At 52.3% G+C, this 14,562-nt stretch carries 12 protein-coding genes and 1 tRNA gene; 5 read left to right on the top strand and 8 right to left on the bottom strand.

What is annotated here, in order from left to right:
- Nucleotides 1-33 precede the first annotated feature (33 nt).
- Nucleotides 34-879 (top strand): arginase family protein, encoded by an 846-nt coding sequence (locus tag AC1HCZ_RS06065; protein ID WP_479462643.1) that lies wholly within the window; start codon nt 34-36, stop codon nt 877-879.
- On the opposite strand, the gene AC1HCZ_RS06060 is transcribed toward AC1HCZ_RS06065, so the two are convergent.
- From AC1HCZ_RS06060 to AC1HCZ_RS06045, 4 genes are all read right to left on the bottom strand, one after another.
- Entirely contained in the window at nt 830-1,780 is a 951-nt protein-coding gene (locus AC1HCZ_RS06060) for a transcription initiation factor IIB (RefSeq protein ID WP_479462642.1), read from the bottom strand. The genes AC1HCZ_RS06065 and AC1HCZ_RS06060 overlap by 50 nt on opposite strands.
- Nucleotides 1,781-1,909: 129 nt before the next feature.
- A tRNA-Trp gene (locus AC1HCZ_RS06055) sits at nt 1,910-2,057 on the bottom strand.
- A 46-nt stretch (nt 2,058-2,103) separates the two neighbouring features.
- The gene (locus AC1HCZ_RS06050; protein WP_479462690.1) at nt 2,104-2,886 is read right to left on the bottom strand and encodes an N-glycosylase/DNA lyase; all 783 of its coding nucleotides are present in this window, start codon (nt 2,884-2,886) and stop codon (nt 2,104-2,106) included.
- 10 nt (nt 2,887-2,896) lie between these two features.
- On the bottom strand, nt 2,897-4,147 hold the full coding sequence (locus tag AC1HCZ_RS06045) for a 2,3-bisphosphoglycerate-independent phosphoglycerate mutase (RefSeq protein ID WP_479462641.1): 1,251 nt from the start codon (nt 4,145-4,147) through the stop codon (nt 2,897-2,899).
- Between the two features lie 76 nt (nt 4,148-4,223).
- Here AC1HCZ_RS06045 and AC1HCZ_RS06040 point away from each other — a divergent pair, with 76 nt between their 5' ends.
- Complete coding sequence (locus AC1HCZ_RS06040) at nt 4,224-5,045, top strand: hypothetical protein (protein ID WP_479462640.1); 822 nt, start codon at nt 4,224-4,226, stop codon at nt 5,043-5,045.
- A gap of 7 nt (nt 5,046-5,052) precedes the next feature.
- Nucleotides 5,053-5,466 (top strand): Mut7-C RNAse domain-containing protein, encoded by a 414-nt coding sequence (locus AC1HCZ_RS06035; RefSeq protein WP_479462639.1) that lies wholly within the window; start codon nt 5,053-5,055, stop codon nt 5,464-5,466.
- Here AC1HCZ_RS06035 and AC1HCZ_RS06030 read toward each other — a convergent pair.
- The 4 genes from AC1HCZ_RS06030 to AC1HCZ_RS06015 form a co-directional block, all read right to left on the bottom strand.
- A complete protein-coding gene (locus tag AC1HCZ_RS06030; RefSeq protein ID WP_479462638.1) occupies nt 5,459-6,430 on the bottom strand; it encodes a 4Fe-4S binding protein in 972 nt (323 codons plus the stop codon). The genes AC1HCZ_RS06035 and AC1HCZ_RS06030 overlap by 8 nt on opposite strands.
- Nucleotides 6,431-7,387, bottom strand: coding sequence for a 4Fe-4S dicluster domain-containing protein (locus AC1HCZ_RS06025; RefSeq protein ID WP_479462637.1), 957 nt, complete (start codon nt 7,385-7,387; stop codon nt 6,431-6,433).
- 134 nt (nt 7,388-7,521) lie between these two features.
- Nucleotides 7,522-11,280 (bottom strand): molybdopterin oxidoreductase family protein, encoded by a 3,759-nt coding sequence (locus tag AC1HCZ_RS06020; protein ID WP_479462689.1) that lies wholly within the window; start codon nt 11,278-11,280, stop codon nt 7,522-7,524.
- Between the two features lie 164 nt (nt 11,281-11,444).
- Complete coding sequence (locus AC1HCZ_RS06015; protein ID WP_479462636.1) at nt 11,445-11,822, bottom strand: hypothetical protein; 378 nt, start codon at nt 11,820-11,822, stop codon at nt 11,445-11,447.
- Between the two features lie 34 nt (nt 11,823-11,856).
- Here AC1HCZ_RS06015 and AC1HCZ_RS06010 point away from each other — a divergent pair, with 34 nt between their 5' ends.
- Together AC1HCZ_RS06010 and AC1HCZ_RS06005 are read left to right on the top strand one after the other, a co-directional pair.
- Nucleotides 11,857-12,498, top strand: coding sequence for a hypothetical protein (locus AC1HCZ_RS06010; protein ID WP_479462635.1), 642 nt, complete (start codon nt 11,857-11,859; stop codon nt 12,496-12,498).
- Nucleotides 12,499-12,573: 75 nt separating this feature from the next.
- Nucleotides 12,574-14,439 carry a KamA family radical SAM protein gene (locus AC1HCZ_RS06005; RefSeq protein ID WP_479462634.1) on the top strand — a complete coding sequence of 622 codons (1,866 nt, stop codon included), beginning with the start codon at nt 12,574-12,576 and terminating at the stop codon, nt 14,437-14,439.
- The last annotated feature ends 123 nt before the right edge of the window (nt 14,440-14,562 follow it).

Below are 14,562 nucleotides of genomic sequence, written 5' to 3'. Positions count from 1 at the left end.
GCCCCGCCAGACCCTTTACTGTGGGAGAGTATAATGGTTCAACTACCCTTGGTCTTCGGCGGTCGCCTCGAGGAAAGTTCGCCGTACGCGGTGCTGGGCGTTCCTCTGGAACACGGCCCCACTTTTAGGGAAGGGGCCCGGTGGGGCCCCTTGGAGGTTCGCAAGGCTTCCAACTACATAGAGTTCAAGTGCGAGCTCAGCGGCATGGACGCCGACCTCCTCGGGTTCTACGACTTGGGCGACGTCCCGGTAGTTAACGACGTAGAGAGGTCATTAGAGTTGATCGAAGCTGAGCTACGCTCGACTAGAAAAGTCCCTTTGATAATAGGGGGTGAGCACACCCTCACCTACGCGGCCCTCAAGACGTTGGAACCGGACTGTTTGGTGGTCTTCGACGCGCACTTGGACGCGAGGCAAGAGTACGCGGGCGACCCGTGGAGCCACGCGAGCTGGCTGCGGCGCGCCCTGGAGGACCTCCGCCTCTCGAAGGTGGCGGTAGTGGGGGCCCGGGCGTACGTCGAAGAGGAGGCCGAATTCTTGGGGAGCAGGGGAGTCTTATTTGCAAAGGATATGAGAGGATTTTTAAAAAGGTACTTAGGGGGGTGTAGTTCAATATACATAAGCTTGGACATGGATTACTTCGACCCTTCTGTGGTCCCTGGAGTATCTAACCCCGAGCCCGGAGGGGCCACATTTTCTGACTTTTTAGAACACGTGAAGGAGATACGACACTTGCCCTTGGTGGGCGCCGACGTTGTGGAGCTCTCACCACCTTACGACCCCACGGGGACCAGCGCGACTTACGCCACGAGGGCCCTCCTAGAACTGGCTACTTCTTTGAGACCTCTTTCTCGATCTCCTCTAAATCCATATCGCTGAGAACCTTCATTATTTCTTTGTATCTGTTCCTTACGGTAACCTCCGTTACGCCGGCCACGTTTGCTATTTCCTTCTGTGTCCTCCTCTCTCCCTTTTGCATGACAGCTATGTATATTACCGCAGCAGCTATGCCCGCGGGGTCCTTCCCGGCAGTTATCGGGCGTCCCTTGATTTTTTCCATTATTTTCATCGCGTATTCTATTATATCGCCCCTCAGTTTGAGGGCCTCGCCTATCCTAGGTATGTGGTCCATGGCGTCGGCAATGGGTACCTTAAGCTTGAGCTCTTTAGTTATGAGTCTGTAACACCTAGCGACCTCCTTTCTATTCACCTCTAGCTTCTTGGCTATCTCGTCCAAAGTGCGCGGCTGGTGATGAATCCTACACGCCGCGTATATTACCGCTGCGACCACGGACTCTATGCTCCTACCCCTCACGAGCCCCTTCTCGACGGCCTTCCTGTAGATTACGGCTGCTTCCTCTTTGATTTGTTTCGGGAGGTTCAAGAGGTTTGCCATCCTGTCGAGCTCGTTCATAGCTATGGTTAAGTTCCTGTCCATGCCGGTCTGAATGCGCGCTCTGAGTTGCCACTTCCTGAGCCTCTGGACTTCTTGCCTCTTTCTAGGACTTAGGCGCTTACCTAACGCGTCCCGATCCCTATGATCTATAACCGTGGACAAGCCGTGATCGTGGAGGGTGGGAGAGAGGGGAGCGCCGGTCCTACCCCTCCTTTCCCTCTCCTCGGGGGTGAAGGCCCTCCACTCGGGGCCTTGATCCACGTAGCGGTCTAACACTATGGTGCCGCAACGAGCGCACACGTACTCCCCGGTCTCTTCATTGAATACTATGTCCGTGCTCCCACACACGGGACATTGCAACCTAAAAGACTCTCGTTCGGGCAACTTAGCCCACACCCCTTTTACTTGTTTCGTTGATTACACGACCCCCAGCATTTATAAATTTTATGGCTACCCTCCACTGTGTTCGGGAAGGAATGAGAGTGTTAGGAGCCCATGGACCCCTTGCGGGTGTGGTGGGCCCGGGGGGATTTGAACCCCCGACCTACGGGTCTCTCCTACACGGGTCGTCGCTCCAGACCACGATCATCGCCTCATGGCTCTTCCAGACCCGTAGCTTTCGTCTGGAGCCCGCCGCTCTGCCTGGCTGAGCTACGGGCCCACCAGACTTCATCCGCGTGAGGTGTGTTACCAGGGGATTAAAATACTTAGCAGCACGCTCTCTTAACGAGGAGATCAGTCACTTCTTCTGCTTCCTTCACGCCCAGATCCTTCAAGTTGGAGGCGAACACTTTCTTGCCCGCCTCGAGCCCCTTGCAGAGAGCCTTCCTCAATCCCCTAGCCGGGAGCCATATCACTGCGTCCAAGTTTAAGGTCTTTATTCCTGCTGCCTTCGCCGCCGCCGACCACGCCCTCACCGCCTCGTCCCGCTTGGAGCCCATGATATCCTCGACCGTGCCGTCGACTAGTTCGGAAGCACAAGTTACGGTCGCCACCCTTCTGTCTACAGGGACCGGCACATCGCCCTCGACCTCTACCCCCGCGGCCTTGAAGGCGTAGTACGCCATCTTCGACGCGAAAACTACGGTCTTCTCCGTGCCCTTTGCCCCGAGGACTCTCGCCAGCTCAAGCCTCAACAGCTCCAAGTCCCTATATCTTAACGCATGTGTCGAGATCCTCTCCAACACTCCCTTGACCTTCTCCACCCTTCTCGCTTTCTGATCCTTCAGCGCGACGTTGTATTTACTCATCTTAATGAACTTTATAAGGTTGTCCACGGTAGGTTCGTTGGAACTGAAAAACTCTCCAAACTCGGTCCAGTACTCCTCCCCGGTCCCTCTGAGCCTGTAGCTAACGAGCGCGTTGCCGATAACGACACCCAACGACTTGACTCCGTGCCTTTCCACCACCTTTCTTATCGCTTTGAACTGGGGATCTCTGGATTCTATCTGCTCAACGTAGTTCTTCAAAATAGAGAGGGCTTTGACCACGTCCTCCAATTCACGCACCGAACTTCTTGGCTCTGTTTGAGTAGTTCAACATTAAGTTTATTAGGTCGTAACCGCGGAGCCTTAAGACGCCTTCCATAACGGCGCGCTCGTTGTACTCCTTAGCCCCGTCCGGTATGAGGTTGGGCGCATAGAGCAGCGCCGGCACAGGGTCGCCGACGTGTTCCTTTACTGTTAAGGGCGTTGCGTGATCCGGAGTGACGGCGAAGACCGCTTCCCCATCATAGTAGTCTAGCAAGTAGCCCAAGACGTAGTCCAACGCCTCTATCATTTTTATCTTGTTCTCTACGTCTCCGTCGTGTGAGGCAGCGTCCGTGCCCTTTATGTGTACAAAGACCATATCGTAATCCTCGAGGAGTTTTGTTGCGGCCCTGGCTTTGCTTTTGTAGTCCGTATCGACGCCTCCCGTAGCGCCGGGGGGTACGAACACGTCCATGCCGACCGCTCGGGCGACTCCCAAGACAAGGGCGGTCGCTCCTACAGCTGCAGACTTAACGCCGTACCTTTCTTTCAGAGTAGGTAATTTCTTCCTCAGCGCGCCGGGCCCTCTAAGCAAAACTATGTTAGCCGGGGGCAAACCTCTTTCGATCCTCCTCTTGTTAGCCGGATGGTCCTTGAGTATCTGGTAGCTCCTAAACGTAATTTCGTTAATAACCTTGGCAGTCTTCCTGGCCTCAGGGGTGTCCCTCAAGGGTTTCGCCTCTTGAACGGGTTTGCCCACTTCGTGGGGATCTGTGTCGCTAACCTCGTCGCTAAGTCCCTCTCCTCTCAAGACCACGGCCACGCGGTGTTCAGTCGCGTGGTAGAACCTAACTTTAACTCCCTCTACCTCGCTCAGCTCCTCGTTCAGAGCTTTCACCAGTTCCTCCGCTTCCGGCAAGTACCTCCCGGCCCTCCGGTCTACTACTATTAGGCGGCCTCCCCTCTCCTCCACCGTGGCCAAGTTGCCCCTGAGGGCGACGTCCCCGGGGCCTAGCTCTGCCCCTACGCCCAAGGCCTCGAAGGGCCCTCTCCCTTCGTACCATTCAAAGGGGTTCAGTCCAAACAAAGCCAAGTGAGCCGTATCGCTCCCCGGGGGGACGCCGGGAGCTATCACGTCAATCAAACCAGCCTGTCCCCTCCGAGCCGCCTCGTCCATGTTGGGGGTGCTGGCCACCTCCAACGGAGTCTTGTAACCTAAGGAGGGCACGGGGCGGTCGCCCATACCGTCCCCTACGATTAGCACCATCTTCAACTGCTTCAAGGTCCTCGCTCCGGGAGTTAGACGCTCGGCGCTGTGTTATTATCCTCTAGTCCAGAGAGGAGGGCGGAAGAGGAGCTTGAGGCCCAGGACTCCCGAGGGACCTAGGTTTCTGAGGTCCGACGGGACGCCGGACAAGACGACCAGAATACACAAAGAGACCAAGTGGTTAGATTACGTACACCCTCCCGAGGCCCTACACTCTCCTAACACCACGTTCCGTGCGGCACTGTTGGAGTTTTTGACCACCCACAGGATTAACGTAATCGTGGCGGACGGGGACAAATATGTGGGGGTGGTCACGCTTCCCCGCCTGGCAGCGACCATAGCGCTCTGGAGGGAGAGGGAGACGCCCATTTACAAGATCTTGCTAGAAAACATTAAGAAGGTTGAGGAGAAGACAAAGCCCATACTGGACGGAATGGGTGACAAGGAGGTCTCGGAGGTCTTAGTCTCCGGTTCCCCGTCGATTGACGAAGCCCCGGTAGTCAAGGAGGAAAAGGTAGTGGGCGTCTTGAGGGTCAGAGAGGCTCTGCTCAGAGGGGGCGTCGAAGCTCCCATAGGCTCAATCGCCGAGCCGCTTCCCTCGGTGGGTAGCTTAGGAGAGGCGTTAATTGAAATGGAGAACAAGGACTTGCCCGTCGTACTGGTGGGGGACAGGATATTGGACGCTAGAGACGTGGCAAAGCGCATATGGGAGGAGAGGACGGAGGAAGTGGGAAGGACTAGGTTCGAGGACTTGCTAACGGAACCCTACGAGGTGTTTAAATATAACGTGAGCATAAGGGAGGTCTTGGAGAGCATCGACCCCCTTAAAGTCGACTACGTGCTCGTGGAGCGCGGGGGAGGCTACGGCGTCGTCCCGCTACCGAGACTCGCGGCAAAGGTCCTCCACCCCTAGTTGTTTTGTGTGCGACGCTATGTTAGGCAAACTCGCCAGGTACCTAAGGATAATGGGCTACTCAGCAGAGTACAGCGTGGAAGAGGACGAAAAAATACTTAAGAAGCTGGGGGACTGCATATTGCTCACCAGAGACAAAAGCCTCTGTTCCAAAGCGGGCTCGAAGTGTGTCTACATCTCTTCTGGCGACTTGAAACAACAGTTGGCCCAACTGAAGCTCGAACTGGGCTTGTCCCTAACCCTCCCCGAGAGACCTTTGAGGTGTTCGGTCTGTAACGGCCCTCTGGTGTACGTAGGCAGAGTAGGGGACAGAGAGCTGTGGAAGTGCGAGTTGTGTGGACAACCGTACTGGATGGGAAGCCACATAAAAAGGATCAAAAAAATCTTGGAAGATGTAAATAAAACCTTGAGTCCTACTTAGGGCTCTTAAGCCTAAAGCCCAAAGAGATCACGTTGGTAGGGCACACCTCTACACAACGCCCGCACCTAAAGCACCTGTAGTCGGTGACGTCCTTGTTCTTTAAAACGTAGTCGCCCATGACGTCAATCCCCAAGGGACAGACCATGCTACACAGCTTACACTTAGTGCATTTACTCACGTCGTTTATTTTTATTTTCAGCGGGTCATACTTGTTCATAATGAAGCCGTAGAGAGCCCCTATGGGACAGACGAACCTACACCAGACCCTCTTTATACCGAAAACCTTCTCGGCCACTATGTTTAGTACTAGCGCGAATACGACGAAGATCCCGTAGGCTAAGACAGTGCCCACCGTCGCCCCCGGCACGTTGGCCAAGACTCCGAGTATCGCGCTGCCGAGCTTGGACGCGTTGGACGTTGGAGATATCGTTGTGTAGAAGGGATAGCCCAAGGCCCAAGAGAGCAAGATGTAGGCCAGCAGAGCCGCCACCGGTATTGCCTTCTCAACCTTGGTTGGAGTGTGGAAGGTAGAGTGCTTCGGTTGGTTGGGCAAGTTCAACTTCTTTTCGAATATACTGAAGAGGAGGTCCATCGGGCACACCCAGCCGCAGAAGAACCTCCCCAAGAGGGAGTACAGCGCGACGACCACCAACACTGCCGTCAAACTTTCTATCGTTGCGTAGTGGGTCGCTGCGACCGCTTCCAAGAAAGCTATTGGGTCTAGCATAGGAACGTAGATTTCTTTTATCTTGAGCCCGGACAGATTGATGGTCTGGTTGAGTACAAGGTCTATCGGTCTGCTAGAAGCCAAACTTCCGTTGAAGAGAACCCCTCCCGTGAACAGTTGTATGGAGAACATGACCAAGATGAAAAGCTGGAGCGAGCGCCTCAGAAAGGTCCACTTCCCTCTTGGGGGCCTTCCCCTCAACCACTTCTTCATCTTGCCGAAGATCTTCAACTTCATTCACCCTAGACCACTCTTCAATGGTTTTGCTTTGCGGACGTTAAGTAAGTAATCAGCATTGAGAGAAGCCCTAATGGTCGCAGTAAAGGGATCAGTCTCTTCCGCCTTCTTTATTAGTTCTAAGTACTCGTCGTAGCTCATACCAGTATTTTTGAAGTTCTTTATCCTCTTTTCGTACTCTTCCTTCGGCAAGACGTGAATAGCTGCCCCCGGAACGGGGCAAGCCCTGACGCAGAGTCCGCAGCCGTTGCACTCCTCCCCCTTTACTCGCGTATGTACGCCCCACTCGTTGAAGTGGAAGTCGAACACCTCAGAGCCTCTGGGGCACGCCGAAGCGCAGCTCTTACAGTCGCCGCTGTTCCACGCCCAGCATAAGTCCGGGTCTATGAGAGCTACCCCCATCTTAACCTCGGAAGGCTTAACTTCCTTGAGGGCATCTGTAGGACAGACCTCGGTACAACGCATACACAGCTCACAAGGGTAGTTCATTACGTCATATACCACAGGTGTGCCAGCGTACTTGAGTCCCTTTTCTAAGCCTCGTAACTTTAAAGTGTGGTACTTCATGTGGGTACATGCAGTGTAACAGAGCCCACACCTAACACACTTCGAGTAGAAGTTCTCGTCGGCCCCGGGAGGCAACAGTTCGTAGTTGTCATATTTATATTCCTTTGTATAGGTTTGGCACTTTTCGGGGATGAGAGGGTTCTTGACTAAGTACTTTCCATTTACCTTTTCAACTAGGTTTAACGCCTTATAATAATTTATCTTCTCTTCGCTCTTGAGTACCCACGGCTCGTAGTAGTAACTATAACACCCGCCGTTTTGCTCTTCCTTCCCATTAGCCTCTAACTCCTTTAGCGCCTTCTCTGCCATAGGAACGGTCTTAGCTATAGCGGGTAAGATCACACTCGATACCAATAATCCCTTGATTAGGTTACGCCTGGGCGGGTTCACAGCCTTGTGACCCAGAATGCTTGCTTGAAGCGGAAAATAATAACAGAGGCATTAACATAACGAGGCCGAAAAGCGAGAAGCAGCTGGATGCTGACACAAGATCTCGTGAGCTAGGAGTAAAAATAAAAATCCCGTTAGACTAACTTCGTCTTACAGTCGGGACAGTAATCCTTCAGTTGTACGTTATACTTCGGAGCGGAGGTCTGTACCGGTGCAGTGACTGACGTCGGAATCTCCTCGGGTCTAGCCTTCCTGATCTTGGCAGCGCACGTCTTGAAATCGGGCTGGAAGAAGTACGGTTGAACGTCGTAGTTGTCGAGCGTTATAGCGTTAGCTAACTTATTGGGATCGAACCACGGTATGAAGACGTAGTCCTTTCTCGGACCTCCTAAGCCGGTCTTGGGGTTGAGTATCCTCGCCGGGGCTACGAGTTTTCCTCTGGGGCTCTCCACGGTCACCCAGTCGCCGGGCTTTATGCCTAGCTCCTTCGCTAGTTCGTAGTTTATCTCAACGTACGCGGTAGGCTTGACACGGAACAGTTCCGGCACCCTACAGGTCATGGTACAAGTGTGCCAGTGCTCTATCACCCTTCCGGTGGTAGCTACTAGCGGATAGTCGCTGCTGTTCCTCACAGATATTATGTTGCCGTCCCTGGTCCTGTACCTCAAGTTGAATCCAGGGGCCTCGGCAGGAGCCAGCGCTATCTGGAAGATTGCGCTTACGTCGCCCTTGTAGGCATTGAGTGCCTCGCCCCAGCTCATCTCTTCCAGTATCTGCAGACCCCTCTCGGGATCGCCGTCAGCCGGTTCGGCCTCGTACTTCTTCAACACCTTGAATGGCCCTTTCGGCTCGGAGAACACGCTTATCTTGCCATTGAACGCCGCGTCCGCATCGAGCTTCTCCTCGGTTATTATCACGGTCTTGTTTATAGTGACCTTTCCGGTCTTGTGGTCAATGTTCACCGGTAACCACGGCCTGGTCCACAGCGTAAGCCTTCCAGTAGGTTTCGGATAGACTATGTTGTACCACTCCTCTGGCAAGTTCTTCTTCCTCTTGTACTCTTTGTCATCTATCTCTTCAACGATCTTCTTTAATACCCACTTGAGCAACGGCGGGTTGTGCCATAACTTTCCGAGCCACTTCTTCTTGTGTATCGGGTGGAGTTTCGTATCGTCATAGTTCATTATTAGTTTATGTATCTCCTCGGGATCGTCCACATCCTTAACCTTGTTGTATATATCCTTGATTACCTCTGGGTCTGGCATCAACGGGTCGTACGGGTAGACATACCTCATAGCGCTCTCGTAGGTGTCGTACCTCCTCTTCACGCTCGGGTTGTAAGCGTAAGTCCATGGCCACGGCCAGCGGAACGCGCGCTGTTGCTCCCAAGTCCTCTTGCGGAAAGTCTCTCTGTCGGGATAGCTGAAGTCGTAGTAAGTGTTCTTCGATAGCGACCTGATGTCGTAGTTCCATATTCTGTCCAACACTTTCATGTGCCACTTTGGATCGTGGCTCTTCTTTACTACGTAGTCTACCCAAGTGGTTCCCGTCTTCTTTGCCGCCTCGTCTACCCTCTCCGGGAAGAACACGCTCACTATACCCTTTGGTACTAGGCCCTCGTCCTCCCACGCTTTGCCCAACATGGCAAAGATTATGTGGTCGCCCACCGCCTCCCCTGGCGGCTTGACGAGGTAGCGAGCGACGGAGTACCTCCTCTCAGTACAGCCGTAGAAGAACTCCTTCTCGCCGTAAGCGGCGGCTGGCAGTATCAGATCAGCCAAGTCGGTCGTCCTGGTCGGGTAGATGTCGCTAACAACGACGAAGGGGAACGCTGGGTCGTCGTCGTGGGGCTTAGCCATACCCAGCCTGAACTTGTACAAGTTAGGCAAGCTCTGGCCGGGGTTGGTCTCGGCTATCCACACTACCTTTATCTGACCGGCGTTGACCCTACGGAACATCTCTATTACGTGCGGGCCGGGGACTGGGTGTACATAGATCTTCTTCATAGTATCTTGTATCTCCGACTCAGAATAGCCCAGGTTCCTCATGAGTTCTGCCGTTACGTTCCTCCAGATGTTCTCGACTTCCTCTCTCGCTGCCTTCTTCGCTATAAGCCTCCCATAAGGAAGGACGTGAGCTAGACCTCCTTGGTCCCTTATTCCGCCACACGCGTTGGGTTGTCCGGTCAGGCTGAGAGTACCGCTGCCGTATTTACCTATCTTGCCAGCAAGGGCTAAGAAGTCTATTATGGCGTTGATACTGTGAACGCCCTGGATCTTCTGGTTTATACCCATCGTCCATAAGACCAACGGCTTCCCTTCGGCCAGCCACTTTGTGGCTAGCTCCATTGCCTTTACTGGCTCTATTTCAACGAAGGGGTCGTCGCCACTCATGTTAACTTGGGTGGGCTCCAGCTCGCCCTCCTCTATGAGTTTCTTTGCTAAGCTCCTCTTAATTAGTGGCTTCTCGTCGCCGAATAGGAGCTTTACCATTACTTCGGGTTTGTAGGTTTCGAAGAACTTGACAAACAATGCGAACCCTTTCCACCAGTCCCTATCAACCTCTTCCTCGCTGTTGTACTCCTTTCCTACGCTTGGATATAAGGCGTAGTTTGTGTTCACGCTGGCAGTAGTACCCATGTCCCATACTTTGTTCACATCGCCCAAGTTGTTGTACTTCGTGTTGTAATCCTTTAGGGCCCAAGTTTTCTGGGACTGCTTTATCACGGCAAAGTCAGCATGCCTCTTGAGCCATTCTATGTCGATGTACTCTGGATTCTCACATTCTACCTTACCTGCTTCTGGGTCTGCCTTACACTTGGCCAATCGGAAAAGCAATATGTGTATTAGGGTGTTCATGAAAGCAACGTCCATCGACCACCTGAGAGGCAGCCAGAGGTCGCTCACAACACCGGTCCTCGTCTTTCTAGGGTCGGCGAGGATGATCTTGCCCTTATCGCCTAACCTCTCCTTGACCTTAGCTATTCTACCGAAGACTATTGGGTGTGCCTCAGCGGTGTTGGTACCGATCAGTAGGAAAGTATCCGCATGAGCGCCCGTGTTGGGCTCAGGGACGTCTATTAAGTCGTAACTCGTCTCAGGCTCGTCCGCGCCGAAGCTGGTTATGTAGCCGCCTACCGCGGAGACCATACACATCCTCGGGTTTCCGTCTAGGTTGTTAGTGTGTATACCACCCTTGGTCAACTTGTTTATAACATAGCTCTCCTCGGTTCCCAGTTGTCCGCTTCCGTAGTAGGCGAAGCTGTGAGGGCCGTACTTCTGTAGAGCGTACTTCATTATAGCAGTGAAGAACTTGACTGCGGTGTCCCAGTCCACTTCTACATAATTACCTCCGTAAACCCAGTCGTCGATGGGTATCTTCGCGTCTACGTTCTTGTTAACTTGCTTGTTCTTGACCCTGGGAGCTAAGGGTATCTCTTCTGGCTTGATAGGCGGTCTGTTCAGATCCGGTATTATCCAGTCCTTATTAACCATGGGCTTCCTAAGCCTTCTCTTCCAAGCGTTGGGTTCCGCCCATCCCATGGCTTTATGTATGTAGAACGCCTTAGTACACATAGCACCGTGGTTTACCGGGTAGCCGGGCATTCCTAGAATTCCGTAGACCTTTCCGAAGCTGCTGACCCCGCTCTCTGGGTCCACTACGGCCATCGCTTGTACTCCACACCCTGTTCCACAGAAGCGGCAAGGTCCTATGGGGACTATGGTCATCCTTCTAGGACCTTGCATGTTTAGTACAGAGTTTATCGAAGCCTTTACCTCGCCCTCCAAGTCCTTGTTGAGCACCCTTGCTGCTTTACTGGCGGTCGCCATAGCTGCGCCTAAGGCTAGAGCCTTGAGTAAGCTCCTTCTGGTAGAGCTCGGCAAGGTAGACACTGCACCCAACAGTTGCTCTTTCCGAAGCCCTAATATACGCTCTCTGTATATGGGAGGCTTGAAAGTCGCGTGGTCACCCCTCTCCCTGTAATTCTTACTATCCGGATATTCGGATCAAGAGGTGTGAAACGGAGTAGAACATATAATGGAGTTAAGTGTCTGTCCTAAAGGGAGCGTAAGATCTGTTCAAAGTACTTACGCGCCTCCTCGGTTAATGATATCTCGCCCCTTTCCAACATTTCCTCTAATTCCTTCCTAGCCTCATCGTCTGCCAAGAATCCCCAAACGACGAAGGCCTTAGCAACTCCTTCAATAGATTCTCCCGTCTTTATCACTTTCTCTAAACTCTTTACATCAGGTGCTTCAACGTAGAATATTAGGTAGGCCGGATTGTCGGTCTCGTATATCTCAAAGCCTAGCTGTCTGAGCTGGGACGTTATCCTGGCGTGATCGTCAGCCTCCCTGTAGTTAGGGGCGATCAAGAAGAAACCCGTTGCAAAGGGCACTTGTCTCACACCGTCGAACAACTCTCCAAAACTCATTAAATAGTAACCGGCCGGCTGCCCAGGGCGAGAGATGAAACTACTGAGATATGAAACCTATCCTAATGTTAAGCTTGAAGTAGATGAGTTCGAAGGTCAGCCTTATTTGTTCTACGAAGAGTGCAGCACTGGCATTCGGTTGGAAGCGACGCTGGAGGACGAGCTCGTAGAAGAGGCAAAGAAGGCCCTCGAGGGAGAGCTGCCGGATTCATTGTTGGCAGTTTTGGGTATAGAGGTCTTTGGAGAGGACTTGGAGACGGTGTGTAACGAATTAAGGACGAGAGGTTTCGACTGTAAGTTCGAACGTAAGGATAACGAAGAATACTGTGAAAGCATGACCCTTAAACTCTCTACGTCCGGTCTCAAGTTAGTCAAGGTAATCATAGAGAACAACAGAGTGAGGGTGCGTCCCGCGAGCTCACAGAAGAGCTACGTAGCATTCAGGACAGACGGACGTAACGTAGTGGTTGAAGCTATAGTCCCCTCTACCTTGCTCTCCGTCCTCGAGGGCAAAGAAGACAAGGTCAAGGCTTTGCTTGGAGTTCTAGTGCCGGAGCTCAAGGACGTCGAGGTAAGCGATCCCCATGAAGTGTTGGAAGCGCTCGAAAGTAGCGGGAAGGACTATAAATTTTGTGTTGAACGTCACGAAAGTCTAATGGGTTGGAAACTCGAATGAAAAGTCTGTATCTGGTTAGACTTTTGAACGTCCTGACATATTAGTAATATTTAGACCTCTTCGGGGCAGATAACCTTGACAGTTGTCCTACAGAAGACCGATGTGCCGTTGCAAATAGAAAAACCAGCGAACAGAGAGCTAATCGATAAGCTGTGGGAAGTGGCGGAGGAAGTTAAATACATCCTCGTGGAGTCCAGGAACGTAGAGGAGGCCCGCAGGGCCTTATATCAGTGGTTGAACGAAAGGGAAACCAAGTACATGTACGGTGAGGTGGAAGTACATCCCCTAATAAGGGCCCAAGCACTCGAAGCCATAAGGGTGTTCAAGAACGTCATCGCTCCCTTGAACGAAAGGTTAACCGGCTACTCGGCGTTAAAGCACTTGTACAAATTAGCTAGGTACGAAGGCCTGGAAGAAGTCGACGAAGGTTTCGTGCTAGAATTCATACACTTGTTCAAAGCGATCTACGGCAACCCGGACATATACCCAGCAAAGTACGCAGAGGGTCTGGGGTACTTCGACTTCTCCAAACTAAAGGGACGCCAGGCGGGCATAGCCAGGAGCGAGTACCTAGATAGGCTGGCCACGCGCGTGTGGGAATACATAAAGCGCTACCCCAGCGGTCTCGACCCGAAGGTCATAGAGAAGAGGAAGGAAAACAGAAAAAAGATATTAGAGGTAATAGGAGGAACTGAGGACGACTGGAAGGATTACAAGTGGCACTACAAAAACGCCTTGAGAGGTAAGAGAGCCATAAAGATATTGAGAGAGCTTGTAAAGGGTTTAAGCGAGGAGGACTGGAAAGCCCTAGAAGACGCAGCTAAGTATAACGTCCCCTTCGGGATAACTCCCTACTACTTACACCTCTTCGACTTCGAGGAGGGGTGGAAGCACGACTACGCTGTGAGGAGACAAGTGCTCCCGCCCCTTCACTACGTTAAAGAGATGGTAGCGCATTTGGACGAGAGGGAATACTACTTTGACTTCATGGGCGAACACGACACCAGCCCTCACCCGCTGATAACCAGGAGGTACCCCATGGTGGCTATACTCAAGGCCGCTCATACGTGTCCCCAAATATGTGTCTATTGTCAAAGGAACTGGGAAATAATGACTGCGATGGACAAAGAAGCTATCCCTACGAGAATGACCATAGATGAGGCTATAGACTGGTTCGCCGAACATCCCAACATCATTGACGTCCTCGTGACTGGCGGGGATCCATTCATACTAAGGGACCAAGACATTGAGCACATAGTGAAGAGGTTGAGCGAGCTAGACCACGTCAAGATGATTAGGTTCGGCACCAGAACTCCAGTCACCGTCCCCATGAGGATAACACCGGAGTTCGCCGAGATGCTTGGATCTTACATAGAACCCGGGAGGAGAAATATCCATGTAGTAACCCACGTAGAACACGCTTACGAGGTAACCCCAGAGATGGCTGAGGCCGTTACCAACTTACGCAAGAATAAGATATACGTTTACAATCAACAAGTGTTCACGTTCTGGAACAGTAGACGCTTCGAGACCTCTGCCCTTAGGATAGCGCTAAAGAGCATAGGCATAGACCCGTACTACACGTTCTACCCGAAGGGGAAGTGGGAAACTAAGGACTACTTGGTACCCGTAGCCAGAATACTACAAGAGAGGAAGGAAGAAGCGAGACTATTGCCGGGCACATTTAGGACGGAAGAACCCGTCTTCAACGTCCCCAGATTGGGGAAGAACCACTTAAGGTCATGGCAAGACCACGAGTTAATAATGATAAGGCCTGACGGCAGGAGGGTGTACTTGTGGCACCCGTGGGAAAAGAACATCCAGTTAGTAGCGCCTTACATCTACACTGACATGATCTCCATCAGAATGTACTTAGACAAGTTAAACGAGGTGTTCGGGGAGGACTTAGAAGACTACAAGAGTATATGGTACTACTACTAAGCATTTTTTGTTCTTTGTTAGGCATCGACTTGCGCGCTGTTAAAGGTAAGGGGCCGCGAACACCCTCGAGGTTTCGTAAAGTTATAACTTCGGTGTTAACGGGGGTCGGAAGGAATGCCAGCA

Source organism: Ignicoccus sp. (genome assembly GCF_056435145.1).
Note: the sequence above shows the minus strand (reverse complement) of the source record. Positions and strands in the feature narration are given on the sequence as shown.

Bases quoted from the DNA above. Each gene is read 5' to 3' on its own strand.
- AC1HCZ_RS06065 (WP_479462643.1), top strand. From the start codon at position 34: ATGGTTCAACTACCCTTGGTCTTCGGCGGTCGCCTCGAGGAAAGTTCG.
- AC1HCZ_RS06030 (WP_479462638.1), bottom strand. From the start codon at position 6,430: ATGAAGTTGAAGATCTTCGGCAAGATGAAGAAGTGGTTGAGGGGAAGG.
- AC1HCZ_RS06015 (WP_479462636.1), bottom strand. From the start codon at position 11,822: ATGAGTTTTGGAGAGTTGTTCGACGGTGTGAGACAAGTGCCCTTTGCA.
- AC1HCZ_RS06010 (WP_479462635.1), top strand. From the start codon at position 11,857: ATGAAACTACTGAGATATGAAACCTATCCTAATGTTAAGCTTGAAGTA.